General features: G+C 62.2%; 25 protein-coding genes and 1 pseudogene. 9 read left to right on the top strand and 17 right to left on the bottom strand.

Annotated elements, in window-relative coordinates:
* Positions 1-2: 2 nt before the first annotated feature.
* Genes AB4O05_RS12105 through AB4O05_RS12095 form a run of 3 tightly spaced genes read right to left on the bottom strand, consistent with a single transcriptional unit; the run spans position 3 to position 1,822 of the window.
* Entirely contained in the window at positions 3-545 is a 543-nt protein-coding gene (locus tag AB4O05_RS12105; RefSeq protein ID WP_460137351.1) for a DUF2937 family protein, read from the bottom strand.
* Between the two features lie 11 nt (positions 546-556).
* Complete coding sequence (locus AB4O05_RS12100) at positions 557-1,333, bottom strand: class II glutamine amidotransferase (protein WP_460137353.1); 777 nt, start codon at positions 1,331-1,333, stop codon at positions 557-559.
* A 30-nt stretch (positions 1,334-1,363) separates the two neighbouring features.
* Positions 1,364-1,822 carry an MFS transporter gene (locus AB4O05_RS12095; protein ID WP_460137607.1) on the bottom strand — a complete coding sequence of 153 codons (459 nt, stop codon included), beginning with the start codon at positions 1,820-1,822 and terminating at the stop codon, positions 1,364-1,366.
* Between the two features lie 99 nt (positions 1,823-1,921).
* On the opposite strand from AB4O05_RS12095, the gene AB4O05_RS12090 reads away from it, so the two are divergent.
* Both AB4O05_RS12090 and AB4O05_RS12085 read left to right on the top strand, forming a co-directional pair.
* Positions 1,922-3,976 (top strand): S9 family peptidase, encoded by a 2,055-nt coding sequence (locus AB4O05_RS12090; RefSeq protein WP_460137355.1) that lies wholly within the window; start codon positions 1,922-1,924, stop codon positions 3,974-3,976.
* 67 nt (positions 3,977-4,043) lie between these two features.
* On the top strand, positions 4,044-4,517 hold the full coding sequence (locus AB4O05_RS12085) for a cyclic nucleotide-binding domain-containing protein (protein WP_460137356.1): 474 nt from the start codon (positions 4,044-4,046) through the stop codon (positions 4,515-4,517).
* Here AB4O05_RS12085 and AB4O05_RS12080 read toward each other — a convergent pair.
* Entirely contained in the window at positions 4,514-4,792 is a 279-nt protein-coding gene (locus AB4O05_RS12080) for a hypothetical protein (protein WP_460137358.1), read from the bottom strand. The two genes, AB4O05_RS12085 and AB4O05_RS12080, sit on opposite strands and share 4 nt — an antisense overlap.
* Positions 4,793-4,870: 78 nt before the next feature.
* On the opposite strand from AB4O05_RS12080, the gene AB4O05_RS12075 reads away from it, so the two are divergent.
* Positions 4,871-5,557 (top strand): spermidine synthase, encoded by a 687-nt coding sequence (locus AB4O05_RS12075; protein WP_460137360.1) that lies wholly within the window; start codon positions 4,871-4,873, stop codon positions 5,555-5,557.
* A 26-nt stretch (positions 5,558-5,583) separates the two neighbouring features.
* Here the strand turns inward: AB4O05_RS12075 and AB4O05_RS12070 are convergent, their stop codons facing one another.
* On the bottom strand, positions 5,584-6,504 hold the full coding sequence (locus tag AB4O05_RS12070; protein ID WP_460137362.1) for a ParB/Srx family N-terminal domain-containing protein: 921 nt from the start codon (positions 6,502-6,504) through the stop codon (positions 5,584-5,586).
* Positions 6,505-6,602: 98 nt separating this feature from the next.
* On the opposite strand from AB4O05_RS12070, the gene AB4O05_RS12065 reads away from it, so the two are divergent.
* The 3 genes from AB4O05_RS12065 to AB4O05_RS12055 all read left to right on the top strand — a co-directional run bounded on the left by AB4O05_RS12065 (position 6,603) and on the right by AB4O05_RS12055 (position 7,971).
* Complete coding sequence (locus AB4O05_RS12065) at positions 6,603-6,977, top strand: YajD family HNH nuclease (protein WP_003172528.1); 375 nt, start codon at positions 6,603-6,605, stop codon at positions 6,975-6,977.
* Between the two features lie 108 nt (positions 6,978-7,085).
* Positions 7,086-7,553: an RNA methyltransferase gene (locus tag AB4O05_RS12060; RefSeq protein ID WP_460137364.1), complete on the top strand. Its 468-nt coding sequence runs from the start codon at positions 7,086-7,088 to the stop codon at positions 7,551-7,553.
* 67 nt (positions 7,554-7,620) lie between these two features.
* Positions 7,621-7,971: a YgaP family membrane protein gene (locus AB4O05_RS12055; RefSeq protein WP_460137365.1), complete on the top strand. Its 351-nt coding sequence runs from the start codon at positions 7,621-7,623 to the stop codon at positions 7,969-7,971.
* A gap of 139 nt (positions 7,972-8,110) precedes the next feature.
* On the opposite strand, the gene AB4O05_RS12050 is transcribed toward AB4O05_RS12055, so the two are convergent.
* From AB4O05_RS12050 to AB4O05_RS12015, 8 genes and pseudogenes are all read right to left on the bottom strand, one after another.
* Positions 8,111-9,331 (bottom strand): hypothetical protein, encoded by a 1,221-nt coding sequence (locus AB4O05_RS12050; protein WP_460137366.1) that lies wholly within the window; start codon positions 9,329-9,331, stop codon positions 8,111-8,113.
* Positions 9,332-9,344: 13 nt separating this feature from the next.
* Positions 9,345-9,794 (bottom strand): YcgN family cysteine cluster protein, encoded by a 450-nt coding sequence (locus tag AB4O05_RS12045; protein WP_124399843.1) that lies wholly within the window; start codon positions 9,792-9,794, stop codon positions 9,345-9,347.
* A 157-nt stretch (positions 9,795-9,951) separates the two neighbouring features.
* Positions 9,952-13,185, bottom strand: coding sequence for an OspG family effector kinase (locus tag AB4O05_RS12040; RefSeq protein WP_460137368.1), 3,234 nt, complete (start codon positions 13,183-13,185; stop codon positions 9,952-9,954).
* Positions 13,186-13,348: 163 nt separating this feature from the next.
* Positions 13,349-14,281 carry a D-2-hydroxyacid dehydrogenase gene (locus tag AB4O05_RS12035; protein ID WP_460137370.1) on the bottom strand — a complete coding sequence of 311 codons (933 nt, stop codon included), beginning with the start codon at positions 14,279-14,281 and terminating at the stop codon, positions 13,349-13,351.
* 107 nt (positions 14,282-14,388) lie between these two features.
* Positions 14,389-14,681: pseudogene (locus AB4O05_RS12030) on the bottom strand (YcgL domain-containing protein).
* Positions 14,678-15,811 carry a ribonuclease D gene (gene rnd, locus AB4O05_RS12025; RefSeq protein WP_460137374.1) on the bottom strand — a complete coding sequence of 378 codons (1,134 nt, stop codon included), beginning with the start codon at positions 15,809-15,811 and terminating at the stop codon, positions 14,678-14,680. The pseudogene AB4O05_RS12030 and the gene rnd overlap by 4 nt, the downstream one beginning before the upstream one ends.
* A gap of 122 nt (positions 15,812-15,933) precedes the next feature.
* Positions 15,934-16,533, bottom strand: a complete 600-nt coding sequence (locus tag AB4O05_RS12020) for a class I SAM-dependent methyltransferase (protein ID WP_460137375.1) — start codon at positions 16,531-16,533, stop codon at positions 15,934-15,936.
* A 100-nt stretch (positions 16,534-16,633) separates the two neighbouring features.
* Positions 16,634-18,004, bottom strand: a complete 1,371-nt coding sequence (locus AB4O05_RS12015) for a glutamine synthetase family protein (protein WP_460137377.1) — start codon at positions 18,002-18,004, stop codon at positions 16,634-16,636.
* A gap of 409 nt (positions 18,005-18,413) precedes the next feature.
* Between AB4O05_RS12015 and AB4O05_RS12010 the strand changes: the two genes are divergently transcribed.
* Complete coding sequence (locus tag AB4O05_RS12010) at positions 18,414-19,187, top strand: transporter substrate-binding domain-containing protein (protein ID WP_460137378.1); 774 nt, start codon at positions 18,414-18,416, stop codon at positions 19,185-19,187.
* Between the two features lie 50 nt (positions 19,188-19,237).
* Positions 19,238-20,077: a cache domain-containing protein gene (locus tag AB4O05_RS12005; protein WP_460164879.1), complete on the top strand. Its 840-nt coding sequence runs from the start codon at positions 19,238-19,240 to the stop codon at positions 20,075-20,077.
* Positions 20,078-20,444: 367 nt separating this feature from the next.
* Here the strand turns inward: AB4O05_RS12005 and AB4O05_RS12000 are convergent, their stop codons facing one another.
* Entirely contained in the window at positions 20,445-21,962 is a 1,518-nt protein-coding gene (locus AB4O05_RS12000) for an MDR family MFS transporter (RefSeq protein WP_460137379.1), read from the bottom strand.
* Between the two features lie 67 nt (positions 21,963-22,029).
* A complete protein-coding gene (pobA, locus tag AB4O05_RS11995) occupies positions 22,030-23,214 on the bottom strand; it encodes a 4-hydroxybenzoate 3-monooxygenase (RefSeq protein WP_460137608.1) in 1,185 nt (394 codons plus the stop codon).
* 189 nt (positions 23,215-23,403) lie between these two features.
* Between pobA and AB4O05_RS11990 the strand changes: the two genes are divergently transcribed.
* Entirely contained in the window at positions 23,404-24,279 is an 876-nt protein-coding gene (locus AB4O05_RS11990; RefSeq protein ID WP_460137381.1) for a helix-turn-helix domain-containing protein, read from the top strand.
* Here AB4O05_RS11990 and AB4O05_RS11985 read toward each other — a convergent pair.
* Both AB4O05_RS11985 and AB4O05_RS11980 read right to left on the bottom strand, forming a co-directional pair.
* The gene (locus AB4O05_RS11985; protein WP_460137382.1) at positions 24,272-24,448 is read right to left on the bottom strand and encodes a hypothetical protein; all 177 of its coding nucleotides are present in this window, start codon (positions 24,446-24,448) and stop codon (positions 24,272-24,274) included. The genes AB4O05_RS11990 and AB4O05_RS11985 overlap by 8 nt on opposite strands.
* A 67-nt stretch (positions 24,449-24,515) precedes the next feature.
* Positions 24,516-25,454 (bottom strand): LysR family transcriptional regulator, encoded by a 939-nt coding sequence (locus AB4O05_RS11980; protein WP_460137383.1) that lies wholly within the window; start codon positions 25,452-25,454, stop codon positions 24,516-24,518.
* Between the last annotated feature and the right edge of the window lie 73 nt (positions 25,455-25,527).

Genomic DNA, 25,527 nt, shown 5'->3' with positions numbered 1-25,527 from the left:
ACCTACAACCCTTTCAGATCCCGCTCTTCGATCGGCCGGCTCTGGCGCAGGCGCTTGCCGCCCAACACCACCCAGTCGATCAGGCGGAACAGGCATTCCAGGCCGAACGACAACAGCATCGCCCCGCCCAGGCCCCAGCCCATGGCTTCGGGGGTCAGCAGGATCTGGTAGCTGTAGCCGTTCCAGGTTTCCAGGCGGATATCCGGGTCGGCGGCCACTGCCACCTGCAGGGCACGGATGTACCAGGGGCCCTGCATGGCCTGGAATTGCTTGTCCAGGGCGACCTGACGGTCGAGCATCGCGCCGAGGCTGTTGGCGTCGCTCTGGAACACCGGGTCATCGCTGGCGCGGTAGTGCGCCACCAGGGCCTGCAAATCGCCCTTGAAGAACTGCTGCGCGGTCGATTCAAACCCGCGCAGGCCGGTCTGTGCCTCGATCAGATGGGCTTCGACGCGCTTGGCGTAGTCGTTGATAAACCCCGGAACCTGCACACCGACCAACAGGCCAATGGCAAACAGCACCAACCGCAGATAGCTGAGCAACATGGTCGATATCCTTACTCGGTAATGCCCTGGCTGACGCATTCACCGCGTCGCCACAGGCTCCATTGGCCCGGTTCGTAGCGGGTCCAGTTTTCGTTGTCGGTCAAAGGCTCGGTGGCGATCACCGTGACCACGTCATTGGGCGTGGTTTCGGCCTGAAAATCGACGATCACGTCGACATCTTTCAGGCGCGCGGGGCCAAATGGCGCGCGCCGGGTGATCTGCGCCAACTTGGTGGAGCAGTAGCAAAACAGCCAGTCGCCGTCGCTCAGCAGGCAGTTGAACACGCCTTTGCCACGATATTCAGCACAGGCGGCGACCAGGTCCGGCAGCACCTGTTCGATGTCCACCGGCTCGGGGAAGGCTTCGCGCACACGGTTGAGCAGGTCACAGAACGCGGCTTCGCTGTCGGTATCGCCCACCGGGCGATAGAACGTGGCACGCGGGTGGAAATCCGCCAACTGACCGTTGTGGGCAAAGCACCAGTTGCGCCCCCACAACTCACGCACGAACGGATGGGTATTGGCCAGGCTCACCTTGCCGACATTGGCCTGGCGGATATGGCCAATCACCACTTCACTCTTGATGGGATAACGCTGCACCAGCAGCGCAACTTCCGACTCACTGCTCGCGGCCGGGTCCTGGAACAGCCGCAGGCCACGGCCTTCGTAGAAGGCAATGCCCCAACCGTCGCGGTGCGGCCCGGTACGCCCACCGCGCTGCATCAGCCCGGTAAAGCTGAACACGATATCGGTGGGGACGTTGGCACTCATGCCCAATAATTCACACATGCCAGGGCTCTCGCTGCAGGGCGGACAACGTTAAAGGCGCGGCTCTACCCGCATACCGCTGACTGGCGCCGGGCGACGAAACGGCTCGTCGTCTTCGTCCTCCGGCTCGGCCGCCAAGGCCGCATCCACGGCGGCCTTGCGCTCACGACGGGCCTTGGCGGCGCGTTCGATGGGCCAGCGGATCAACACGAACGCCAGGTACACGCCAAAGGCGATCATCGTGTACATGAACAGGTCGGAAACGGCTCGCCAGGCGTTATTGCCGACCTTGAGCACCAGGTCCATGGCGGTGATCGCCACGGCCGGCGCGAACTGGGTCTTGACCGGGTCGACGATGGTCGGGCTGAACAGCAACACCGCCATCAGCAATTGCAGCGGTTCGCGCAGCCAGCGCCAGATCCAGCGGGTCATGCGCCACCACACCAACAGGCAGCCCAAAGCGGCAAAGGCGTAAAGGCCCCAAGCGATCAGATAGTCGTTCTCGGTCATGGTGTCCATGGCAAGGTTGGCAAACAGGCCGGTATGATAACGGCTTTTCCTCGTCGCGGCTGCACTGCCTGCGGCAAACCGCCAGACAGAGAGTGATCCATGCCGTCATCGACCCACATCACTGCCGCCCCGATTGCCCGCAAGGCCCCTGGCCAAGACCCGTACGCCTGGTTGCAAGAGCGTGACAGCGCTGAAGTCCTCGATTACCTCAAAGCCGAAAACGCCTGGCAGGAAGCGCAACTCGCCGATCAGCAGGCGCTGCGCGACAGCCTGTTCGAAGAGATCAAGGGCCGCATCCTCGAAACCGACCTGTCGCTGCCCTCCCCTTGGGGCCCGTACCTGTATTACACGCGCACCACCGCCGGCGACGAGTACGCCCGCCACTACCGCTGCCGGCGCCCGGCCGACGACAGCAACCAGGTGGACGACAGCAGCGAAGAGCTGCTGCTGGACCCGAACGCCCTGGCCAACGGCGGTTTCTTCTCCCTTGGCACGTTCAGCATCAGCCCCGACCACCAGCGCCTGGCCTACAGCCTGGACACCAGTGGCGACGAGATCTACACCCTGTACGTGAAGGAACTGGCCAGCGGCAAGGTCAGTGAGCTCGCCTTTGAAGACTGCGACGGCAGCATGACCTGGGCCAATGACAGCGTGACCCTGTTCTTCGGCGAGCTGGACGACACCCACCGCCCGCACAAGCTGTATCGCTATCGCCTGGACGGCACGGCGGCGCAGGAAGTGTTCCATGAGCCCGACGGGCGTTTCTTCCTGCATTGCTACCGTTCCAGCTCCGAACGCCAGCTGCTGCTGGCCCTGGGCAGCAAGACCACCAGTGAAATCTGGGCATTGGATGCCCACCAGCCGCACCTGGACTTCACCTGCATGGCGCCACGGGTGGAAGACCACGAATACGACGTGGACCACGGCAAGCTCAATGGCGAGTGGACGTGGTTTATCCGCAGCAACCGCGACGGCATCAACTACGCGCTGTTCGTCGCCGCCGACACCGGCCATGTGCCGAGCGAAGCCGACTGGCGGAACCTGATCCCCCACAACGAGGAGGTCATGCTCGACGGCGTGAGCCTGAACGCCAGCGCCATGACCCTGAGCCTGCGCATCGGCGGCCTGCCGGTGATCGAAGTGCATCCGCAGGATCTGCCGACATACCGCGTGCAATTGCCCGACGCGGCCTACAGCCTCTATGTGCAGAACAGCCTGGAATTCCCCAGCGACAGGATCCGCCTGCGCTATGAGGCCCTGAACCGTCCGGCCCAGGTGCGCCAGCTGGAACTGGCCAGCGGCGCGCAGCAGGTGCTCAAGGAAACCCCGGTGCTTGGCGTGTTCAACGCCGACGACTACGTCAGCCAGCGCCTGTGGGCCACCTCCGCCGATGGAACGCAGGTGCCGATCAGCCTGGTGGTCAAGCGCGACCAGTTGGGCCAGAACACGCCGTTGTACCTGTATGGCTACGGTGCCTACGGTCAAAGCCTGGACCCCTGGTTCTCCCACGCACGCCTGAGCCTGCTCGAGCGTGGCGTAGCGTTTGCCATTGCGCATGTGCGCGGCGGTGGCGAGCTGGGTGAAGCCTGGTACCGCAACGGCAAGCAGGCACACAAGCAAAACACTTTCAGCGACTTTATCGCCTGCGCCGAACACCTGATCGCCCAAGGCCTGACCACCGCCAAGCAACTGGCCATCAGCGGCGGCAGTGCCGGCGGCCTGTTGATCGGCGCCGTACTCAACCAGCGCCCGGAGCTGTTCCAGGCGGCGATTGCCGAAGTGCCGTTTGTCGACGTCCTGAACACCATGCTCGACCCGGATTTGCCGCTGACCATCACCGAATACGACGAATGGGGCAACCCCGAGGAGCCACAGGTCTACGAACGTATCAAGGCCTACGCGCCATACGAAAATGTCCACGCCCAGGCCTACCCGCACCTGCTGGTGATCGCCGGCTACAACGACAGCCGCGTGCAGTACTGGGAAGCGGCCAAGTGGGTGGCCAAGCTGCGTGACACCAAGACCGATGACCACCTGCTGTTGCTCAAGACAGAACTGGACGCCGGCCACGGCGGGATGAGCGGCCGTTACCAGGGAATTCGTGACGTAGCGCTCGAATATGCGTTTGTGTTCAAAGTGCTGGGGCTGGTGTAAGGAACTTAGCCGGACGGTCCTGTCTGAACACAGGACCGCTTACTTGTTTGATGGACCCAGATCAGTGATGCCTCAACCGACGTTACTCAGCAATGAAATCCGCGACATGCTCATGGACTGCGGCCTGTTCGATCCGTTGCTGCCGGAAGATTTCCACGTGGCCGCGGGCTACTTCAATATCAGCAGCATTGCCCAGGGCGAGGTGATTTTCCTCGAAGGCGATGCCGGCACCTTCATGTGCATCCTCCACAGCGGCCAGGTGGCGGTGCAGAAAACCCACCACGACGGCCAGCGCCTGACCATTGCCACCCTGCGCAGTGGCCGGGCCTTTGGCGAAATGGCGGTGCTCGACGGCGAGCGGCGCTCGGCCAGTTGCGTGGCCGCCAGTGACTGCGTGCTGTTGAACCTGGGCAAGGACGCCCTGGAGAAGATGCTTAACGAAACGCCGAGGGTGGCCGCCAAGATCATCCGCGCGATTGCCATTGCCCTGTCCAAGCGCCTGCGCATGGCCGACGGGCAATTAATGGCACCACCGGTCTAACCGCCTGGCGTCTTCGGCTTACTGTCATTGGGCGGCAGGCCGGGCACCGTCTGGTCCTTCGGCGGAGTGGGCAACACGATGGGAGTCAGGGGCGGTGAGCCGTTCGTCCGGGGTACGGCCGGCGGGGTGACCTGCGGGTACAACGTCGGCGTTGGCGTGCCCGGCGCGCCTGGGGTTGGCGCGGGTGCGACCGGTACGGTTTGCAACTCCTGAGCCTGCGCCGCACTGCAGGCGAGCGCGCTCAACACAATGACCGTTAGAATGCTGCACTTCATCGATGGCTCCATGGCCTGACCGGAATGTCGTAAGGCTACTCCCTACCGCACAAGAATGCCCTTCCCAATGAGATTTCCATGAAACGTTTCGTTCTGCTGGACACCACCCCCATCCCCGACAACGGCGGTGCCTTGTGCCTGTTCGAATACGGTGAAGACTTTGTGATCAAAATCCAGGGCGGTGACGGCGGCCAGTTGATGAACACGCGCATGCACGGTTCCGAAGATGCCCTGGCGGAGATCCCCTGCCGCAAGGTCGCCGGCCGCCCTGGCTCACGAGTGCTGATCGGCGGGCTGGGCATGGGCTTTACCCTGGCGTCGGCGCTCAAGCATTTGGGCAAGACCGCCGAAGTGGTGGTCGCGGAGCTGGTGCCCGGCGTCGTGGAGTGGAACCGTGGGCCACTGGGGGAAAAATCCGGGCGCCCGCTGCTCGACCCGCGCACTGTGATCCGCCTGGAAGACGTGGCCAAGGTGCTGCAAGCCGAGCCCCAGGGTTTTGACGCGATCATGCTCGACGTCGACAACGGCCCCGAAGGCCTCACGCAAAAAGCCAACAGCTGGCTCTACTCCGCCGGTGGCCTGGCCGCCTGCGCCAGGGCCCTGCGGCCCAAGGGCGTACTGGCCGTGTGGTCGGCCAGCGCCGACAAGTCATTCAGCGACAAACTGCGCAAGGCCGGCTTCAAGGCCGAGGAAGTGCAGGTGTTTGCCCACGGCAACAAGGGCACGCGGCATACCATCTGGATCGCGGAAAAGCTCAAGGGCTGATGCCGCTCCCACATTTTTGCTCCCTGTCAGTTGTGGGATTTGCGGTAGTCGATGACGTACGGCACTTTTTTATCGAGGGTCTTCTCCAGCTCATCATGGTCCAGCTGGGTCATGCCGCCCAGTTGATGGGCGGTGAAACCGCTGTCGCCCACCTGTGAGCCCGGCGCCAGGCCGACCATACGTTTGGCAACCGCTTCGATAGCCTCCGTGTAGCCGCCTTTCTTATTCAGGTTGTACTGGCCCAGATCCATTTGCGTGCGCAGCCAGTTACCCCAATAGAACTCCAGGAACTCCGGGGCGATCTGCCCGTCATCCGGCTTGCCATAGGCGGCCTTGCGAGTGAAATACACCAGGCTGCGGAATGTGTCGTCCTGCAGGTTCTTGAAGCCCAGGTGCGCCGGCAGTTGTTGCGGTGACAGAGCCTGGCCTTGATTGTCCTTGAGCCAGACCTTGCGGGCCGCTTCCATACGCTGCCAGAAGCTCGCCATGTTCGGGCTGTTGCTGAAGTCGTCGGTGACCTTGACCCACATTTTCAGATGCGGACCGCCGCCGGGCACTTCCCACAAGGTGGTAAAACTGTGGTGACCGTCAGTCAGGTACAACTGGCCAGCGGGGCCGACCACCACGGTTTTCATGTCTTCTGAATGGGTACCTACCGGGTCCTGGCAAGTGAAGCTGTCGGGCTTGTGCAGGTCAGCCTTCTTGGGCACCTTGCCGGCCTCGCCCTGGCCATTGCTTTCGCAATATTCATCGAAAACCTTGGCCGGTTTGTCGGCGAACAGCCCCAGGCTGTAGTAGATCTGATCAAAGCCCACCACGGCCTGGGTGGGGTGCAGTTGGTCGAGGGCGACCTCGATCACCTGGCCGGGCTTGGCTGTAGAGAATGCCTGAGCTTGAGCAGTCACCACGCACAGCAACAACGCTACGGTCCATGAATGCAGACGCATGAGTTTCAGATCCTTATCGATAAAGTGAAGCGGTTATTTAACGCGCGAGCGGCTAGAATCAACCCTATCCGTGACCCACCAAATAGCCAGGAGCCATGATGAGCTCGACCAATCCGCCCTCCCACACCGCCAAGCTGGACCGCATCCTCGCCGATGCCCAGCGCGACCGGGAAATGGGCTATCGCGACAAAGCCTTGAAAATGTACCCCCACGTGTGCGGCCGCTGCGCCCGTGAGTTCGCCGGCAAGCGCCTGAGCGAACTGACCGTACACCATCGCAACCACAATCATGATGACAATCCCCAGGACGGTTCCAACTGGGAGCTGCTGTGCCTGTACTGTCACGACAACGAACACTCGCGCTACACCGACCAGCAGTACTTCGGCGAAGGTTCCACCAGCAGCCCGACCATTGCCAAGGCCACCCACAACCCGTTCGCGGCGTTGGCGGGGTTGATGAAAAAAGACAGCTGAATTACGCAGCTTCAAGTTTCAAGCAGCAAGCTACAAGAAAAAGCCATGCCGCTTTTACTTGCAGCTTGAAGCTTGCCGCTATACTGCTGCCTTTTTTAAGGCACTCCCGTGGGCAATAAACGCTACAGCTGCATCGGCCTGTATAACCCCAAATCCCCCGAAAACGTCGGTTCGGTCATGCGCGCCGCCGGCTGCTACGGCGTGGCCTCGGTGTTCTACACCGGCGTGCGTTACGAGCGCGCGCGGGATTTCATCACCGACACCAAGAAGGTCCACCACGACATCCCGCTGATCGGCATCGACGACCTGAAAAAAATCCTGCCGCTGGGCTGCATCCCGGTCGCGGTGGAACTGGTCGAAGGCGCCCGCCCGCTGCCCGAGTACACCCACCCCGACCGAGCGCTGTATATCTTCGGCCCCGAAGACGGTTCCCTGGACAAGGACATCCGCGACTGGTGCGAAGACGTAATTTATATCCCGACCACCGGCTGCATGAACCTCGCCGCCACGGTCAATGTGGTGCTCTACGACCGCCTGGCCAAGGGCAACAACACCCGCTCGGGCCCCAAGTACTGATTTATCGGGAACATCCGGCGCCTGCGCGCAGTCAGCTACATACACTTGCCCTTGTTGGAGACAGATCATGAGCGACAGCACAACCCTGCGACCTATCATCGAGCACACACCGTTCCAGGCTCGCCCCACGCAAAACGTGCACGGCTGGGAACGCATCGGCTCGGTGGCCGGTGGCGTGATAATGGTCGGTAAAGGCCTGCGCCGTGGCGGGATTTTCGGCCTGGTGCAGGTGGCGATCGGCGGTGTGGCGCTGGCGCGTGGTTTCACCGGGCACAGCTCGCTCAAAGACAAGCTGGAGCAGGGCCGCCAGGAAATGAATGCAGTGCGCACGAAGATCGAGCGTGCAGGGCAAGAGTTGAAAAACTTGAAGACCAAGGCGGAAGTGGCCGCTGAAAAAGCGGTGAAGACCACCGACTGACCTCGGTTTCCAAGCTATAGCTATTAGGCAACTGCAACCCCCTGTGGGAGCGGCGCTTAACTGAACGACATTGGAGCAAGCCTGCTCGCCACAAAAATACTGTCGTTTAAGTAAAAAATGATAAGAGCATGGCTGTTGATCAGCGCAATAGTTTGGAATCCAGCACCACCGACGACTCGCCGATGATGCCTGCGGCCAGCTGAACGAATTCGGCGGTGGTGATGCCGTTGGCGCGCATCACCGCCTGCGCGAGGTCATCCAGCGAGCGCTTGTTATGGGTTTTCACGCGGATCTCGCGGTCCAGCTCCTGCAACACCACCACCGCACGTGACAACGTCGCACCGCTGATGTGCTCGCCGCGCAGGCTGGTCACAGCCTTCCCCTCGCTGATCAGGCGCGCCTGGACCGCGGCATATCGCTCATCAGTCATGCCACCAGCGCGATGCAGCAATTCAATGGCGTAGAACTGCGCCAGCCCTTCGCTGATCCAGTCACTGGTGTCGTGGTCGTTGAACCGGCCAATCGCCTGCACGACTTCGCGGATCAGCGGGCTGCTGCCGCTCTCGCTGACCAGCGGCGTGCGGCTGTTGAGGTAGATCGAATCACGCGACGAGAACGCACCACGGCGCATCGGGTCGCTGGCGCCCACCACCAACAGCTTGGCCGGATGGCGCGGGAACGCCGCTTCCACCTGGGGCCAGATGAAAGTCAGCAGGGTCAGCACATCCATGCGGCGCATGGCCTGGCCCTTGGGCGAGGCGACGGTGACTTCAGTCTCGCCCAGGCGCACGCGGCGGCTGCCCAGGTTGCCGGCGAGCATCCAGCCGGTAGGCCGGTCGAACAACCGGGAAACGTTGTCGATGCGGAATGTGTGCTTGCCAATGCGCGGCCAGGCGGTTTCCACGCTCTTCCAGCCCGCCGGCAGTTCGAACACCAGCCGCGCGACCAGCTCAACGCCGTCTTGTTGGTCGAGCCGCGCGGTCGGCACCAGGTCTTCGCCACGAAACAGCGCCCAACTCGGGGTCATTCGCGCTTCATAGACGCCAGGCTTACGCGCATGGGCGAGGCGTACGCGGTAGGTGAGGCTGGCCTTGGCGGCACTGGGGTGCCAGTGGCCACGTTGACCGCTGACCGTCCACTGGCCATCGGCCTGGAAATCGCTGTAGTCACCGTCGCGGCCCAGGTCGAAGTCCAGGCTGCGCACCGCCGAGCCCTGCGAGAGGCTCACGCGCACTTGCGCCTGGTCGCTCTGGGGCAACAGCTTGACGTGATAATCCAGGTCGACTTTCTTCGCGCACCACGCCGGCATGCTCAGCGTCAGTAGCACCAGGCCTGCCGCCAGCTGTGTTCGCCCCCTCATACACACTCCTTGTTCAGCCGGCGCGGAAGATCAGGTAATCCTCCCAGTCGTCCTCGGGCACGCTGCCTTCGCTGAGCATGCGCCCGGACTGGGAAATGCGTTCGTGGTGCACGGCATCGCGGTCGCCGCAGACCAGGTGGTGCCACAATGGCAAGTCTTTGCGCTCGCTGACCAAACGGTAGCCGCAGGTCGGCGGCAGCCATTTGAACTGATCGGCCTGGCCTGGGGTGAGCTGGATACAGTCAGGCACCGAGGCACGGCGGTTGGGGTAATCGGTGCACTGGCAGGTTTTCAGATCGAGGAGTTTGCAGGCAATCCGCGTGTAATAGACGCTGTTGTCCTCTTCATCCTCAAGTTTTTGCAGGCAGCACAGGCCACAACCGTCGCACAGCGATTCCCACTCCTCCTGGTCGAGCTGTTCAAGGGTTTTGCGTATCCAGAAAGGTTCGACTTTAGCGGCCATGGCTCTACATCAGTATCGGTAGGTGAAAAGGCCGCCAGTCTAGTGCCCAAGCCCCTTGGGGCCAAGCGCTTACGACTGACGACGTTACAAGACTTGTCAGTCTAGCGGGCGCGCAGCAGCTCTGAGCTGCCGAATTGACGCCCGTACCACCCTGCCGTCAAGGTTCGCGGGCGATAAGCGCATTGAAGCTTCTGCGCAATTGGTTGGCGTGGCTCTCATAGACATCGATGATTCCCGGCCCCATGAATTCACCGGGCACGCCGTTCATGTCGACGGGGTAGACCTTGTTGTCTCTCTTGGAGTACATGAAGTTTTTCAGTTGCAGGTCATTGTGGTAGATGTCCTTGGCCTCCATCTCCGCCAGAGCATCATCCAGTAATGAGCGCACCGAGGGCGGCAAGCTGCCCTTTTCGATCTTGCTCAGGTCCACGCCGTCGATCTTGCCCATTTTTATATACTTACGACCGTCTTCAATGATCAGTTGGGCAAAGCCCTCACCGTAGTATTTGTTCAGGTTGACCACCTCCATATCCTTGCGACCGTCGGCGCTCGTCCTCAGGGTCGGTCCGAAGTCCTTGTAGACGCTTTTCCCGTCAAGGCTTTCATAAATGGTCCCCTCCGCGCCTCCGCCAATCTCAGGCCCGAGGTCTGCTTTGACCGTCACGGGTTCAACTACCTCTGCGGCTGCCGGCACGTGAGTCAACTCGCCATCCACCGCACGGGCACCAGGCACGAAGTCGTCGATCGGGCGTCCATAGAGGCGCATGGTCTGCGTATCCACGGCATACCATTGGCCGCTGTGCAGCACGGCGCCACCTTCAACGGGCTCCCCCGCCACCTTGAAGGTCCCCGTTGCGGCCTCGCCATGCTGCTTGCTGGCGGCCTTGAGCAGGTCGTAACTACCCGCCGTACCGCGAAGCTGGTTGAGCTGCCGTGTCACTTTCGCTGCAGCATAACGTCCGCCGCTCAGCGCCAGTCTGCCGCCACCCACCAGCAAATCGCCCAGGCCGCTCAGGGGATTGAAGGCCTCGACCAAGGCTGCGCCGACAAACCTCGCCGCTTTAGCTGCCTGGCGCGCCGTCGACAGCGCGGCGCCCAGCACCTTGCCGGCGTGGGCCGCCTTGCCCACCCCCAGGGTGATCAGGCCGACGGCATCCACGGCCAGGTCGAACACGCCCTGGCCAACATTGCCCTTTTTAAAATTGACGATGGCCGAGCGCAAAGGGATGAGGTTCAGAAAGAACTGGGAAATCGCCTCGTTCCTGGCGCTGTCCTGATCATAGGAGGTGGTGCCTCGGGCCTCTTTCAACAGGTCGTCGTTCTTCAGGTCCAGCGACTTCACGAACATGTCGGCGATCGACTGGCTGCGCGAGGAGTTGAAGCTGTCAGGCAGCACCGTCCCCTCCGGTTGTTCCAGAAAGCGCTGAGCCAGTCCAACCTCGGGCTCGAACAGCACAGTTTTGGCCAGGATATTGGCCTCGCGTTCCTCCATCTTGCTGGCGGTGTAAGGCGCTGTGCGGCGGCGTAGCAGGAAATTTTCCTTCTCGATGGTGCCGCGTCGCGTGTCGATGGTGTAGAGGTTGACCTGCCCGTTGCGCGTCGTCTTCACCTCCAGGGTATGGCCCCTGACGTGAAGGGTCGGCGGGGTGAATAAATCCCCGGCTATTTTGTACTGGTTGGTATGGAAGAATTCCAGCTTGCCGAACTCCAGGTTTTTGCGGTCTTCCAGCGGCAATGTGGCGATCAACTGCCTGACCTTGCCCTGGTGCCCCTCTTCCTGAGCGCGGATAGCCTTGTCATAGGCGGTCTTGAACGACGTGGCCACGCCCAGCTTGCCCTGCTCGTAGAGCGCGCAGAACGTCGTGATGGGCAGGCGTTTATCGTTGCTGATCCAATGCTCTTCAGCCCCCAGCTTGCCGCCTTCCATGACGATATCCAGCATCGAACGCAAGCCGGGATGGAGACCGGGTCGTCCCTTCTTGAGCCTGGCCTTCTGGATACTCCTTACCTCGAACAGGCTGGGGTCCAGCTCAGGAAACGCCGCCGCAAGCTGGGCAAGTGCCAAGGTCCTGCGGCTGGGAATGGCCGTTTGCAGCAAGGTGCTGGTGGTTTTCAGCGCACTGAGCTGGTGGTTATACGCGGCCCGCACGCGCTCCATATCATTCGCCGATGGCGCCTCGACAGCACTGCCCAGAAAACCGTTGACGACGCCCCAATCCCTGAGTGCGTCATAGTCGATTGCCTGGCCGAGGGCCGGGTCGGTCTTGAGCTGCTCGGCGCTCAGCAAGATCTCGGCATAGCCCATGGAGAGCGTGCGACCGGGGGTGTGCGCTTCGATCCTGGCCACTGCCATCGCCAGTTGGGCCCACATCACGCTGCCGTAGGTCACGCTGGCGGGGATGTCTTTGACCAGATACTCAGGCGCCGTCCTGGCCAGCAGCAGATAAGCGCCCAGCCTGGCGGTTCGCGCGCTGACCCGGCCTTGTTCAAGCAAGTGCTTGCCCAGGCCCTCCATCACCGCCGAAGCCGGTTGCCCCCAGAATTGGCTGTGCGCCAGGTCAAACCCTGCAACGCTATTGCGCGTGGGGGCCACCTGGGATTGCGGGTCCAGGCCCAGATGCAGGGCGGTCATCACATAGTCGTCGCCAGCGCCGGGGGTCGGCGCCCCGCCCAGCCGGGTCTGGAGGGCGCGGCCCAAGGCCTGGGCCTTGGGTGAGGCGAGTAATTTCTCCAGCGCGACAACCGGTTTTTCGAGGTCGGCATCTGACACCGAGCTGCCGCTGAGCAGGTAGCCGAGCGTGCCTTTACCGCCCTCGGGCAACGGCAGGCCTGGCAGCTTGCTGGTGCTGCTGCGCAAAAAGCTGACGAGGCTGTCCTGGTCCTGGCTGGGCATCGCCAGCGGCCAGGACAGCGCGCCACTGAAATTGCCCAGGGGGTGAACCTGCGCTTGCCTGAGCACCGAATCCTTGAGCTCGACCAACGCTTCCAGGGTACTCGGCAGCGTCATGCCGCAGCCAAGCAGATACGCCTCAAGGCTGATAAAGCGGTTGGCAGCCAAGGGCGGTTGCGTGGGGTAGGAAGAGTCTTCGCACACGTACATCAGGGTGCTTTTCAGGCGCGAGGCCAGCGCCGTTTCCATCTGCTCCCTGGCCTTGGGCAGGGACAGCGACGCATCGGCACGTACCTGTGCGGGCAGCGTCTGAATGAGGCTTTGGAGCCTGTCGGCCAGGTTTCGTCGGTTGCAGTGGTCGCCCAAGGCCGTTTTCAAGGCCGATGAAGGCTGGGGAACGGATGTATTGGCAACCGATTCGGGCTTTTCAGCAAGGGCGGCGGGTGTATTAGGAAGCGCCATGGGGCGCGTGCGGATGGCGGGCGGAATGAGGGTAGTCATGATGTTGCCTGTCCTTAGTCAAGTAGATGTCCTTCAGAGCGCGCCACCTGGCGCGCTCTGCGGTCATTGGGTGGAGCGACCGGGGAAGGCGGTTCCAACTTGAATGTGAGGCTTTGTGTACATGACATTGCGAACGAACGCGCCCGGTTGCCGGGCGCTGCCGTCAGTAACCGCGCTCGAAGCTCACTTCGCCGCGCAAGGCGTGCCTGGCTTGATAGGCGCGCAGGTTTTGCACAAACAATTGCACCATCATCGACGGCGAAGTCGGCGCCGAACTGTGCCCCGTCAACAGCAGGCCCCAGGCCGTCCAGAACGGATGACGCTGCGGCAGTGGCTCCTGGCGGCACACGTCGATGACCGCGCCAGCCAGGTGCCCTTCTTTCAAGGCCCCGACCAGATCGGCATCCACCACTGCCACGCCGCGCCCGACGTTGATAAACAAGGCGGTGGGCTTGAATTGCTTGAACAGCGCCGCGTCGTAAAGGTCATGGGTATTCGGCGTGTTGGGCAACAGGTTGATCACGTAGTCCACCTCGCCCACCAGCCGACCCAATTGATCCAGCCCGGCCACTTCGACAAACGGCGCCTGCTCGCGGGCAGTGCTGGCAATGCCGTACAACGTGACACCGAACGGCACCAGGAACTGCGCGACGCTCTGGCCGATATCGCCAGTGCCGACGATCAACACCTTGCGCCCCGCCAGGCTCTGGCCGGTGCGGTTGTCCCATTTACGCTCGACCTGGCTGACCAACCGCGCCAGCACTTCGCGTTCATGGCCGAGCATGTAGGCGAGGACAAACTCCGCCATGACCTGGCCATAAATCCCCACGGCGCGGGTCAGGCGATAGTCGCGCGGCAAGCCTTCGGCCAACAGCGGGGTAATACCCGCCCAGGTCGATTGCAGCCATTGCGGTTTATGGCCCTGGCGCAACAGGGTGGCCAACAGGTCCGGTTGGCCTAGCCATACCGGGCAATCGGCGGCCAGGCGTGACAGTTCGGCCGAGTCGCCGCTGGTCAGTACTTCAAGGTCCGGGGCGGCTTCTTTGAGCAATTGGGCGTAGAGCGGGTGATCCTGTTCAGCAATCAGAACACGCATGGTTCAAACCTTTCAAAAACAGTGCAGACGGCCGCCCGCATCCTTACGGCCACCGCCCACTTATACGATTTCATTGAAGCAGGAGCCCTGCACGGGGCAAGGACCGATCACATGGGGTCGTTGCGGCGCAGCAGCTCTTCGGGCAAGTGTTCGATGTACTCGTCCTCGGCCGGCGGCATTTGCAGGTGGTAGCCCTGCTTGTCGAGGTTTTCCAGCACGACGATGATGTCTTCGCGCGACAGCTTGCGCTCCGGTGTCAGCACCATGTCGAACGCGTGGTGCGGCTTGCCGAAGGCAGCCATCAAGGGCTCCGGCACGCGCTCCAGGGCGTCGCTCTTGAGCACGTAGAGGTACATGCCATCTTTTTCAAGCTGCGATAAATGGAGCAAATATGTTTCACGGCTGTTCTCCGGCAGTGGCCAGGCTGTCGAGCAGTGCCTGGCCCATCAACTCGCGGCGCCAGCCACGCAACGAGTCTGGCAATTGGTAAGGCCCATCGGGGTAGCCACTTTTAACCAGGGCTTCGAGGGTTTTCTTGCGCAGCATCAGTTCCGGCGCCATGTCCAGGCGCTCGGCGAACGTCTGGCCCAGGGCGCGCAGCTGCTTGATCAGCACAGCGGCGTCCACCGGCAGCGGCTCGGCCACGGCGGGCGGCCATTGGTCCATGGGCACGCTGGCCGCACGTTTGATCAGGTCCAGCAGGAACTGGCCGTCCTGACGCACGGTGCGCGGGTGCATGTCTTCGATCTTGCCCAGGGCGGCGAGGTTGTCCGGCTGGGATTTGGCCAGGGGCCACAGCGAGTGCTCGCGCACGATGCGGTTGCGCGGCAAGTCACGGGCGCGGGCTTGCTGCTCGCGCCAGGCGCATAATTCACGCAGCACCGCGAGCTGGGCGCGGGACAGTTTCCACGCCAGCTTGGCGTCGCGGTACACCTCGTACGGGTCGACCTCGCGGCGCAGGTTGGCCACCAGCTCGGCGCCGTCCTCCAGTACCCAGGCGTATTTATCATCGGTCAGTCGCGGACGCAGACGGATATAGACTTCGGCCAGGTGCACCGCGTCTTCGGCGGCGTAGCTGATCTGCGTTTCGGACAAGGGCCGCTGCAGCCAGTCCGAGCGCGTCTCGCCCTTGGGCAATTCGATGTCGAGCACCGCTTGCACCAGGCGCGAGTAGCCCATGGAGAAGCCAAGGTTCAGGTAGGCCGCGGCCAGTTGAGTGTCGAACAGTGGCACCGGCAAACTGCCCGTCAGGCGCAGCAACACCTCGAGGTCTTCGCTGCAGGCATGCACCACTTTGATCACGCCGGGGTTTTCCAGCAACGCGGCCAGGGGCTGCCAGTTGTCGATGGTCAGTGGGTCGATCAGGTAAGCGCGAACGCCATCACCAATCTGGATCAGCCCGGCAATGGGATAAAAGGTATCGACCCGCATGAATTCGGTGTCGAGGGCGACGAATGGCAACTGCTGCCATTCGGCGCAGTGCTGGCCGAGGCTATCGTTGTCGCAGATCCAGTGAATATCGATGGCCACACGGCTCTCCCTTGAAGAATGGCGCGCAGTATATATCGCTAAAGGGCCTTGCGAGCATTCGCAGTGCACAGCCAATCATGAAAACTCCTACAGGAGAGAAAGAATAGCCCTACAGGCTGGAGTTATCCTTTCTTGCGCAGTACATAGACCCGCCACAGGGTGGCGCCCGGAATGAACTCCTGATGGTTCAGGACCCTGAAGCCCGCGTCGCGGAACTCGTCCTCTACGGCGATACGCGAGTTGACGGCGACAATCACCGTGTCTCGGCTGACCCGATGAAACTCACGCAACAAGGCCAGGCGCCCTTCAGAATCGGGCACATGGCGAAACAATTCCAGACAGAAAATGCAGTCCACCGCATTCGCCGACAAGCCGATGGAAAACGCCGAGCCCTGGAAGGTTTTGACCCGTTTGAGCAGCGCCGCCGAGTGGTGGGTGCGGGCATGGTCGAGCATGGCCTGGGAGTTGTCCGAGGCCAGGATCACGCGATTGATGTGTTCGGCCAACACAGGCCAGAACCGCCCCGACCCGCAGGCCAGGTCCAGGATCAACCCCGGCTCACCGGCAACCTTCAATGCCTGGCGCACCAGCCGCGCATCGCGCCACAAGGCCAGGCGCTGGCGCATGCCAGGCGGGCGCGTGTCGCCGCAGACCCTGGCGTGCTCACGGTCACAGCGTTCGGCGTATTCGATCTCGATGGAGGATGGAGGTTGTGGCGACATCGCGGGCTCATGTGGCTGGAACGGTAGAGAACGACTTTGATCGGCAGCTTAACCAGCGCAACGTGAAAAAAGGTCGAAGCCCTCGCCACCGTTAATCCGCTCATGCCTGATGCAAATACCAGCGCCAATCCTGCTCCCCCACCTCGCCCATGAACTGGCGATATTCAGCGCGCTTTACCGCCAGGTACACCCCCAGGAACTCACTGCCGAACGCTTCCCGGGCCCAGTGGGAACCTTCCAGCGCGCGCAGGGTGGTCAGCCAGTCGGTGGGCAATAACGCCTTGGCCTGGGTGTAGCCGTTGCCTTCCACGGGCGCGCCGGGGTCGCGTTGTTCGCGGATGCCACGGTGGATGCCGGCGAGGATTGCGGCAGCGGCAAGGTAGGGGTTGGCGTCGGCACCACAGATACGGTGTTCGATATGCCGGGAATGGGCCGGACCGCCGGGCACGCGCAGGCTGACGGTGCGGTTGTCCACGCCCCAGGTGGCGGCCAGGGGCGCATAGCTGTTGGTTTGGAAACGCCGATACGAGTTGGCGTTGGGGCAGAACATCAGCAGCGAGTCGAGCAGGGTGCTGAGCATGCCGCCCACCGCGTGGCGCAGCAGCGGCGTGCCATCGCTGGCCTCGCTGGCGAACAGGTTGTGGCCTTGGGCGTCCGCCAGGCTCACATGCATGTGCATACCGGTGCCCGCCAGGTCGTCGAACGGCTTGGCCATGAAGCACGCGGTCATGCCGTGTTTGTGCGCCACGCCCTTGACCAGGCGTTTGTAGCGCACCGCTTCATCCATGGCTTGCAGGGCATCGGTGCGATGTTCCAAGGTGATTTCCACCTGACCTGGGGCGTATTCCGAGATCGCCGTGCGCGCCGGGATACCTTGCAGTTTGCACGCGCTGTAGAGGTCGGCGAGGAACGGCTCGATCTGCTCCAGCTCGCGCAGGCCGTAGACTTGGGTCGAGCGTGGGCGACCGCCATCCACATCCCGCGCCGGTTGCGGCCGGCCATTGCTGTCGGGCTGCTGATCCAGCAGGTAAAACTCCAGCTCCGCGGCCATCACCGGGTAGTAACCGTCGGCCTTGAGTCCATCGATCACGTTGGCGAGCACGTGCCGGGGGTCGGCCACGGTGGCGGGCAACCCTTCGCTGGGGTGCATGCTGACTTGCACCGCCGCCGTCGGGATCAGGCGCCATGGCATACGCTGCAAACTGCCGCTGATCGGGTAGGCGCGGCAGTCGATATCGCCCACTTCCCACACCAGCCCGGAGTTTTCCACATCGTCGCCATTGATGGTCAGGCCAAGAATGGTGCTGGGCAACGGCCGGCCGCTTTCATACACCGCCAACAGTTCATCGCGGTGCAACCACTTGCCGCGCGGCACGCCGTTGTTGTCGAGGATAAACAGCTCGAACATCTCGATGTCCGGGTTTTGTTCAAGGAAGGACTGGGCTTCGTGCAGGCTGGCAAAAACACTCATGGGGGAGTCTCTTACGATTGTGTCAGGCAGGCGCGCGGGCGCCGCCGGGCAGATGCGCACAGGTGCGCGTCATCCATAGGCAGATCAATGCAGGAGAAAGGTGTCGGGAGGGCGAGCGTGTCGGCAGTGGAAGAGCGCCCAGAAGGCAAGCTCGGACGGAAGCGTCTCGACATCCGCCGCACGACTCGGCGCACAAGCGCCAGGCAATGTCACGGGGTGAATGTCCGAGGAACCATCCATTGGCCAATCGCAGTGATGTAGATCGACGCAGCGTCACACGCCAGGATAGGCGGTTCAAGTCAGGGTTTACGGAGTTCAGTTACGCCATGGCTAAACTTTCGCCGCGCCTTGCCACCCTGCCCCGCACTGGAAATAATGCCTCCCCACCCTCCCCCAAGGACTCGACCGCATGAAAGCGCCCTTAACCCTGTGTGTACTGGCGAGCCTGGCCACCAGCGCCCTGGCCGACACCTCCCCGTCGCGCCTTGACGAAGTGCTGCAACGCGGCACGCTCGCCGTTTGCACTACCGGCGACTACAAGCCCTACACCTCCCTGCGCGCCGACGGCAGCTACGAAGGCATCGACATTGCCATGGCCGAGTCCCTGGCCAAGAGCCTCAACGCCACAATCACTTGGGTACCCACCACCTGGAAAACCCTGATGCCGGACTTCCTCGCCCAGCGCTGCGATATTGCCGTGGGCGGAATCTCGGTGTCGCTGGAGCGCCAGAAAAAAGCCTTCTTCAGTCAGTCCCTTGGCGTCGATGGCAAAATCCCGCTGGTGCGCTGCGCCGATATACAGCGCTACCAGACCGTCGAGCAGATCAACAAACCCGAGGTGCGGGTGATCGAACCGGCGGGCGGCACCAACGAAGTATTCGCCCGCGCGCACCTGGGCCAGGCGCAGATCCGCCTGCATGACAACGTGACGATTTTCGACGAGTTGCTGGCCGGCAAAGCCGACGTCATGATCACCGACGCCAGCGAAGCGCGTTACCAGCAGAAGCTCAAACCTGGGCTGTGCGCCGTCAACCCTGAACGGCAGATGCAATACAGCGAAAAAGCCTTCCTGCTCCCCCGCGACGATGTGGCCTGGAAGAGTTATGTCGACCAATGGTTGCACCTGAGCGTGGCCACCGGCGTTTACGATGGCATCGTCAATCAATGGCTGGCAGCGCCCTGAGCCATAGCCGTCTACGCTGTGCTCACACCCACAAGAACGAGAAACATGCCATGAAGGGATTGCTGCGCATCACCTGGCTGCTGCTGTTGTGTTGCAGCCAGGTGCTCGCCGATGCGCCTCAGGATGAGGACGCCCAGGCAGCCAAGGCTTTGCTGGAAAAAGCCCTGGCTTATTACCAGAGCAATGGCGACAAGGCCTTCGCCGCGTTCAGCCGCCAGGGTGAGTTTGTCGACCACGACCGTTATGTGTTCGTGGTCGATACCCAAGGCGTGCTGCTGGCCAGTGGCGGCCCCTCTTTCGCGCTGATCGGCAGGGACGTAAACGAGGTCTTGGGGCCGGATCTGCGCCAGTCCTTCAAGGACGCGCTCAACACCCCCGAGGGCCAGGGCATCCAGCAGGCCGATTACCGCTGGCAGAACTGGAACGACGGAAAGGTGGAACACAAACATGTGTTCTACCAGCGCATCGGCGAACGTATCCTCGCGGTAGGTTATTACCTGCCACGGGCCACGCCGGAACAGGCCCGCGCCCTGCGCAACAAGGCGGTGAAAGCATTGCTCAAGGACGAAGCCGGCACGCTCAAGGCCATCAATTCATTGCGCGGCGGCTTCCTGCAGGATGATCTCTACGTGTTCGTGGTGGATTTGAACACCCGGCGCTACGTGGCTCACGGCACCAACCTGCGGCTGATCAACACCGACTTCCGCAAGATCAAGGACCCGGACGGCAAGCCGGTGGGCGAACCGATCCTCCAGATGATGGCGGAGCAGGACCAGGGGGAATACAAATACCGCTGGAAAAACCCGGTGACCGACAAGGTCGAGAACAAACATGCCTACGTGCGCAAGGTCGGGCATTTCATGGTGGCGGTGGGTTACTACAGCCCGTGATCGGGCTTTGGTATGCGATCAAATGCGGGAGGCAAGCCACCTCTTATCAAACTTAAAATAACTTGCTGATTTTAAAGGGTTAAAAATCCACCCTGAACTCTTGAGCCTTGCATAGCCATTTCAGTCGACCACCCTTTTGTGGCGAGCGGGCTCGTCGAATCGTCGCACCGCCCGCGTTGGGCTGCGCAGCAGCCCCAGAACCAGGCGCTGAGGAGTGCCTGACACACCGCATTTGTCTTCATCAGGGGCGCTTCGCCCCCCAACGCGGGCGGTGCGACGATTCGCCAAGCCCGCTCGCCACAGAGGTCGCGTTTGCTGCGCGACAGCGCTGCCTCGAAGAGGGAGTGGGCCTCCCACAGTTTTACCGTCATCCAACCTTGTCTTCGCGGCCACGCAGCACTCGATTGGGCATCGCTATCGCCGCCGCCAACCCGAGCAGCGATACCGCCGCGCTGATCATCAACAAGTGCCGGAACGTCACCGCCAACTCCGCGCGCAAGGCTTCCTGCGCGGCGCCTGGCGCGGCGTTCAGGCCATCGAGCAGCACGTTGCCGGAACCTCCCTCGGCCACCCCCGCACCGCTGGCCAAGTGGGCGAAACTGGAATCCTGCAACAACGCCAGCAACAGTGCCGACATGCACGCCACCCCCACCGCGCCGCCCAGGGAACGGAACAGGTTGGTGGTGCTGGTCGCCACGCCGATGTCGCGTTGCTCCACCGAGTTTTGCGAACCCACCAGGGAGGTGGGGAATTGCATGCCGGCGGCAATCCCGCACAGCAGCATGAAGATGGCCGTGAGCAGCACGTCCTGGGGCGCACTGAAAGCCATGCCCAGGATCGCCAAAGGGCTCAACAGCGCACCGCCGAGGATCAGCGGTTTATAACGCCCGGTCACCGAGGTCATGCGCCCGGCGGTATACGCGCCAATCGGCAGTCCCATCGCCAGGGGCAGCAAGTGCAAGGCGGCGCTGTCTGCACCGCCTCCGGTCACTGTCTGAAAGCGCAGAGGCATCAGCACCGTCAAGGAAATCGCCTGGAAGCTGGTGAAAAAAATCGTGCACCAGCACAGCACCGCGCTGCGATTGGCGAACAGGTGCATCGGCAGCAAGGGTTCCCGCGCACGGCGTTCGTGCCACACAAACACCGTCAACGCCACCAGGGCACAGGCCAGCAAGCCCAGCACTTGGCGGTCACGCCAATGATGGCCCTGGCCGATTTCGGTGATGCCCAGGAGCAAGGCGGTCAGGCCGATGATCATCAGCACCGTGCCGAGGTAATCGATGATCGGCTTGCGCTGGGGCGTCGGCAGCCCCACCAACGTGCGATGGGCCACGTACCAGGCGCCGGCACCCAACGGAAGGTTGATCAGGAACACCCAGCGCCACGACAGGTATTCGGTCATGTAGCCGCCCAGCACCGGCCCGGCCACGCTGGCCACCGCGTACATGCTGCTGAAATAGCCCTGATAGCGCCCACGTTCACGGGGCGGGATGATATCGCCGATGATCGCCTGGCTGACCGAGATCATCCCGCCGGCCCCGATACCCTGCAGCACGCGCGCCAGCACCAGTTGCTCCATGCTGTACGCCATGCCGCAGAACAGCGACGCCAGGGTGAACACCCCCATGCCGATCAGCATCATTGGCCGCCGCCCGAACAGGTCGCCGAGCTTGCCGTAGATCGGCACCACGACCGTCATCGCTACCATGTAGCCGGAGATCACCCAGGCCAGCAGGTTGACGTCGTGGAACCGCGCGGAAATCGCCGGCATGGACACGGCGACGATGGTCTGGTCCAGGGCGCCCAGGAAAATGGCCATCATCAGAGAGACGAGGATGCTGCGCACAGCGGGCATCGGCGCAGCGGGCGGGTTGAGGTGAGTCACGGCAGAACCTTCGAGCAAGGCCCGCGGTAAAAGGTGGACCGCGGGAATGGCTCAGTACGATAGCAGGCTACTCAATAGCTTCGTAAGGAAGTCCGACGTAATTTTCCGCGATGGTTCTACGGCCGGCTTCGGAGTTCACGAAGTACTCCAACTCGCTCTGGGCGATGCGCTGGCTGAAGCCGTCGGCCTCGGGGAACTGATGCAGCATCGAGGTCATCCACCAGGAAAACCGCTCGGCCTTCCACACCCGTCGCAGGCAGATCGCTGAATAGCGCTCCAGCAAGTCCACCCGCCCCTCGCCATAGACCTTGAGCAAAATCCGAAACAGGGTGCTCACATCGCTGGCCGCCAGGTTCAAGCCCTTGGCCCCGGTAGGCGGCACGATATGCGCGGCGTCCCCGAGCAGGAACAGGCGGCCGTACTGCATCGGCTCCACCACAAAGCTGCGCAACGGCGCGATGCTTTTTTCGATCGACGGGCCGGTGACCAACTGTTCGGCCAATTCGCTGGGCAGGCGGGTCTTGAGTTCGGCCCAGAAACGCTCGTCCGACCATTCGTGCAGGGGTTCTTCAGCCGGTACCTGCAGGTAATAACGGCTGCGAGTCGACGAACGCATGCTGCACAGGGCAAAGCCACGCGGGTGCTTGGCATACACCAGCTCGTCGTGCACTGGCGGCGTGTCGGCGAGAATGCCCAGCCAGCCGAAGGGATAGACCCGTTCGAACACCTCCTGGGATTCAGCCGGGATCGACTGGCGGGCCACGCCGTGGAAGCCATCGCACCCGGCGATGTAGTCGCATTCCAGGCGAAACGCTTGGCCCTGATGCTCGAAGGTCAGCCACGGCCGATCACTTTTCAGGTCATGGGGCTGCACATCACGCGCTTCGTAAAGGGTGACGGCGCCGGCGGCGGCACGTGCGGCCATCAGGTCGCGGGTGACCTCGGTCTGGCCGTAGATCATCACCGACTGGCCGCCGGTGAGCGTTTTGAGGTCAATGTGGGTGAGCTGGCCATTGAGCGCCAGTTCGAAGCCGTCATGCACCAGGCCTTCGGCATCCATGCGCTGGTGCACGCCGGCCTGGCGCAGCAGGTCGACCATGCCCTGTTCCAACACGCCGGCGCGGATGCGACCTTGCACGTAGTCGGCGCTCTGGCGCTCCAGGATCAGGGTCTGGATACCGGCATTGTGCAGCAGTTGGCCGAGTAACAGTCCGGAGGGACCGGCGCCGATAATGGCGACTTGGGTTTTCAGGGTTTTCATTATTGTTATCGCCCGCAGGTTCCACCCGAACGTATTGGGTGAAAGAGTTGTCATTGGTTTTGTTGCTGACATTTTTCACTTGAGTGAGCAGCATAAGAAGGTGAAAACTGCGACAAAGCCTGCACTTTCTGCCAATTGGGGCGATTACCGAACGACTATTCTGAGTATCGGATTAAAACCATGACCAAAACCGCGATTCCGGTCTTCAAGCTTTACGGGGAAAGCCAACAATGGCCGACGCCCGATTTGTTGCACTGCGAAACCATTTCTCGGCGCAGCCGGGAATACCAGTGGGAAATCCAGCCCCACCGGCACGCGGATCTGTGCCAGTTGCTGTACGTCCACAAGGGGGAGGCCCAGTTGGAAATCGAAGGCAGACGCACCACACTCAGCGAAGCCACCCTGCAGGTGCTGCCGCCGCTGTGTGTGCATGGGTTTCGCTTTGCGCAGGATGTCGAAGGTTACGTCGTCACCCTGGCGGCGCCGCTGGTCAGCCATCTGCAGGCGCAGTTGGGCGCAACGGTAGACGGCCTGCAGGCTCTGGGCAGTTATCCGGCGGGCAAGGACAGTGACTATCTCAACAGCCTGTTCGCACGCCTGCAGGTCGAATACGCCGATGAACAACCGGCCCGGGACATGATGATGCATGCCCTGGTCAGCGTGCTGCTGGTGTGGATCAGCCGCCAGGCCATCCAGCGCCGGCACCCGCGCATGCCGCGAGGGCGCGAGTATTTCCGGCGCTTTACGCAACTGGTCGAGCAGCACTACCGCGAGCATCCGAAGATCGAAGAGCTGGCCCACAAGCTGGGTATCTCGGTCTCGCACCTCAATGGCACGTGTCGGGAACTGGGCGGCCAGCCGGCGTTGCAGATCATGCATGACCGCCAATTGCTCGAGGCCAAGCGCCTGCTGACCTATACCAGCATGACGATCAATGAAATGTCGGAGGTGTTGGGTTTTTCCGACCCGACCAACTTCTCGCGGCTGTTCCGCCGACGGGTCGGGTTCTCACCCAAGGCGTTTCGAGAACAACTCAAGGCTGAACAGCCTACCTGAGTGCGCTGAAACTGCCGGAGTGGGGCACGCATTGATCCTGATGGCAGCTGATCGCAAAGGTCGGCTGCATTCGGGTCTGCTCCACGCGGTAGGCGGCAGTCCCATACAGTGCGCTGGCCAAGGCGCAGAGGCTGAAAATCATCAGGTACTTTCTGGTTTTAATGCTCATGGCACAGACCTCTGGACGGATCTACTCGGTGCTGTTTACAGCATAGGCCAGCCAGGGCGAGTTGCCATTATCGGGAGACATTCAACTGGCTGATGTCGCCCTGCAACCCCACGTCCCATGCCGGCGCTTCGGGAAACCTCAGCACCAGGAAATCCAGCAGGCTGCGCAGCGCCGACGGCATGTGTTTGCGCGAGGCGTACACGGCGTAGATGTTCATCTGCCGGGGTTCGGCCTGGGGCAGCAGGCGCACCAGTTCACCACGGCGAATGTGATCGCCGGCCTGGTAACTGGGCAGCATCGCCACCCCGGCTCCGGCCAGCGTCAGGTGCAGTAACGTGCTGGCCTCGTTGGCGGTGATATTGCCGTGCACCGGCACCGAGACCTGCTCGCCGTTTTCCTCGAAATGCCACAGGCTTTTGCCGAAGTACGAGTGAGTCAGGCAATTGTGCCGGGCCAGGTCTTCGACTTTGCCGGGGGCCGGATGCTCCAGCAGATAGGCCGGCGTGGCGCACACTACCGAACGGCACACGGTAAGGCGCCGGGCGATCAGGTTGGGGTCAAGATCGTTGCTGGTGCGGATGGCCAGGTCGATGCGCTCGTCCACCAGGTTGACAGTGCGGTCGAGCATTTGCAGGTCGACCGTGACCAGCGGGTAGCGCTTGACGTACTCGGCGATGGCGTCGGCCAACTGCGCCTGGCCGAACGACGTACTCACACTCAGGCGCAACAGGCCACGGGGTGCGTCATCGGGCTCGCGGACGGCGGCTTGCATGTCACCGCACAACTCCAGCAATTGCCGGCAACGCGGCAAGGTTTCGCTGCCGGCGGCCGTGAGGCTGAGCTTGCGCGTGGTGCGGTGCAGCAGGCGCGCGCCAACCCAGTCTTCCAATTCGGCCAGGTAGCGCGAGACCACTGGGCGCGACAACTCCAAATGGTCGGCTGCGGCGGACTGGCTGCCCAGGTCCACCACGGTGACAAACACGCGCATTGCTTGAAGACGATCCATGATTTGCCCGATTTCAGAAACAAACTATGTTCCAGCATCGCATTTTTAGTCTCGTTTGGTGCAACTAAGCTCT

This window comes from Pseudomonas sp. S1_G07 (assembly GCF_054668565.1).
The sequence above is the reverse complement of the archived record's forward strand: the minus strand, read 5'-3'. Positions and strand labels throughout refer to the sequence as shown.

Bases quoted from the DNA above. Each gene is read 5' to 3' on its own strand.
- AB4O05_RS12105 (WP_460137351.1), bottom strand. From the start codon at position 545: ATGTTGCTCAGCTATCTGCGGTTGGTGCTGTTTGCCATTGGCCTGTTG.
- AB4O05_RS12100 (WP_460137353.1), bottom strand. From the start codon at position 1,333: ATGTGTGAATTATTGGGCATGAGTGCCAACGTCCCCACCGATATCGTG.
- AB4O05_RS12095 (WP_460137607.1), bottom strand. From the start codon at position 1,822: ATGACCGAGAACGACTATCTGATCGCTTGGGGCCTTTACGCCTTTGCC.
- AB4O05_RS12090 (WP_460137355.1), top strand. From the start codon at position 1,922: ATGCCGTCATCGACCCACATCACTGCCGCCCCGATTGCCCGCAAGGCC.
- AB4O05_RS12085 (WP_460137356.1), top strand. From the start codon at position 4,044: ATGCCTCAACCGACGTTACTCAGCAATGAAATCCGCGACATGCTCATG.
- AB4O05_RS12080 (WP_460137358.1), bottom strand. From the start codon at position 4,792: ATGAAGTGCAGCATTCTAACGGTCATTGTGTTGAGCGCGCTCGCCTGC.
- AB4O05_RS12075 (WP_460137360.1), top strand. From the start codon at position 4,871: ATGAAACGTTTCGTTCTGCTGGACACCACCCCCATCCCCGACAACGGC.
- AB4O05_RS12070 (WP_460137362.1), bottom strand. From the start codon at position 6,504: ATGCGTCTGCATTCATGGACCGTAGCGTTGTTGCTGTGCGTGGTGACT.
- AB4O05_RS12065 (WP_003172528.1), top strand. From the start codon at position 6,603: ATGAGCTCGACCAATCCGCCCTCCCACACCGCCAAGCTGGACCGCATC.
- AB4O05_RS12055 (WP_460137365.1), top strand. From the start codon at position 7,621: ATGAGCGACAGCACAACCCTGCGACCTATCATCGAGCACACACCGTTC.
- AB4O05_RS12050 (WP_460137366.1), bottom strand. From the start codon at position 9,331: ATGAGGGGGCGAACACAGCTGGCGGCAGGCCTGGTGCTACTGACGCTG.
- AB4O05_RS12045 (WP_124399843.1), bottom strand. From the start codon at position 9,794: ATGGCCGCTAAAGTCGAACCTTTCTGGATACGCAAAACCCTTGAACAG.
- AB4O05_RS12040 (WP_460137368.1), bottom strand. From the start codon at position 13,185: ATGACTACCCTCATTCCGCCCGCCATCCGCACGCGCCCCATGGCGCTT.
- AB4O05_RS12035 (WP_460137370.1), bottom strand. From the start codon at position 14,281: ATGCGTGTTCTGATTGCTGAACAGGATCACCCGCTCTACGCCCAATTG.
- AB4O05_RS12020 (WP_460137375.1), bottom strand. From the start codon at position 16,533: ATGTCGCCACAACCTCCATCCTCCATCGAGATCGAATACGCCGAACGC.
- AB4O05_RS12015 (WP_460137377.1), bottom strand. From the start codon at position 18,004: ATGAGTGTTTTTGCCAGCCTGCACGAAGCCCAGTCCTTCCTTGAACAA.
- AB4O05_RS12010 (WP_460137378.1), top strand. From the start codon at position 18,414: ATGAAAGCGCCCTTAACCCTGTGTGTACTGGCGAGCCTGGCCACCAGC.
- AB4O05_RS12005 (WP_460164879.1), top strand. From the start codon at position 19,238: ATGAAGGGATTGCTGCGCATCACCTGGCTGCTGCTGTTGTGTTGCAGC.
- AB4O05_RS11990 (WP_460137381.1), top strand. From the start codon at position 23,404: ATGACCAAAACCGCGATTCCGGTCTTCAAGCTTTACGGGGAAAGCCAA.
- AB4O05_RS11985 (WP_460137382.1), bottom strand. From the start codon at position 24,448: ATGAGCATTAAAACCAGAAAGTACCTGATGATTTTCAGCCTCTGCGCC.
- AB4O05_RS11980 (WP_460137383.1), bottom strand. From the start codon at position 25,454: ATGGATCGTCTTCAAGCAATGCGCGTGTTTGTCACCGTGGTGGACCTG.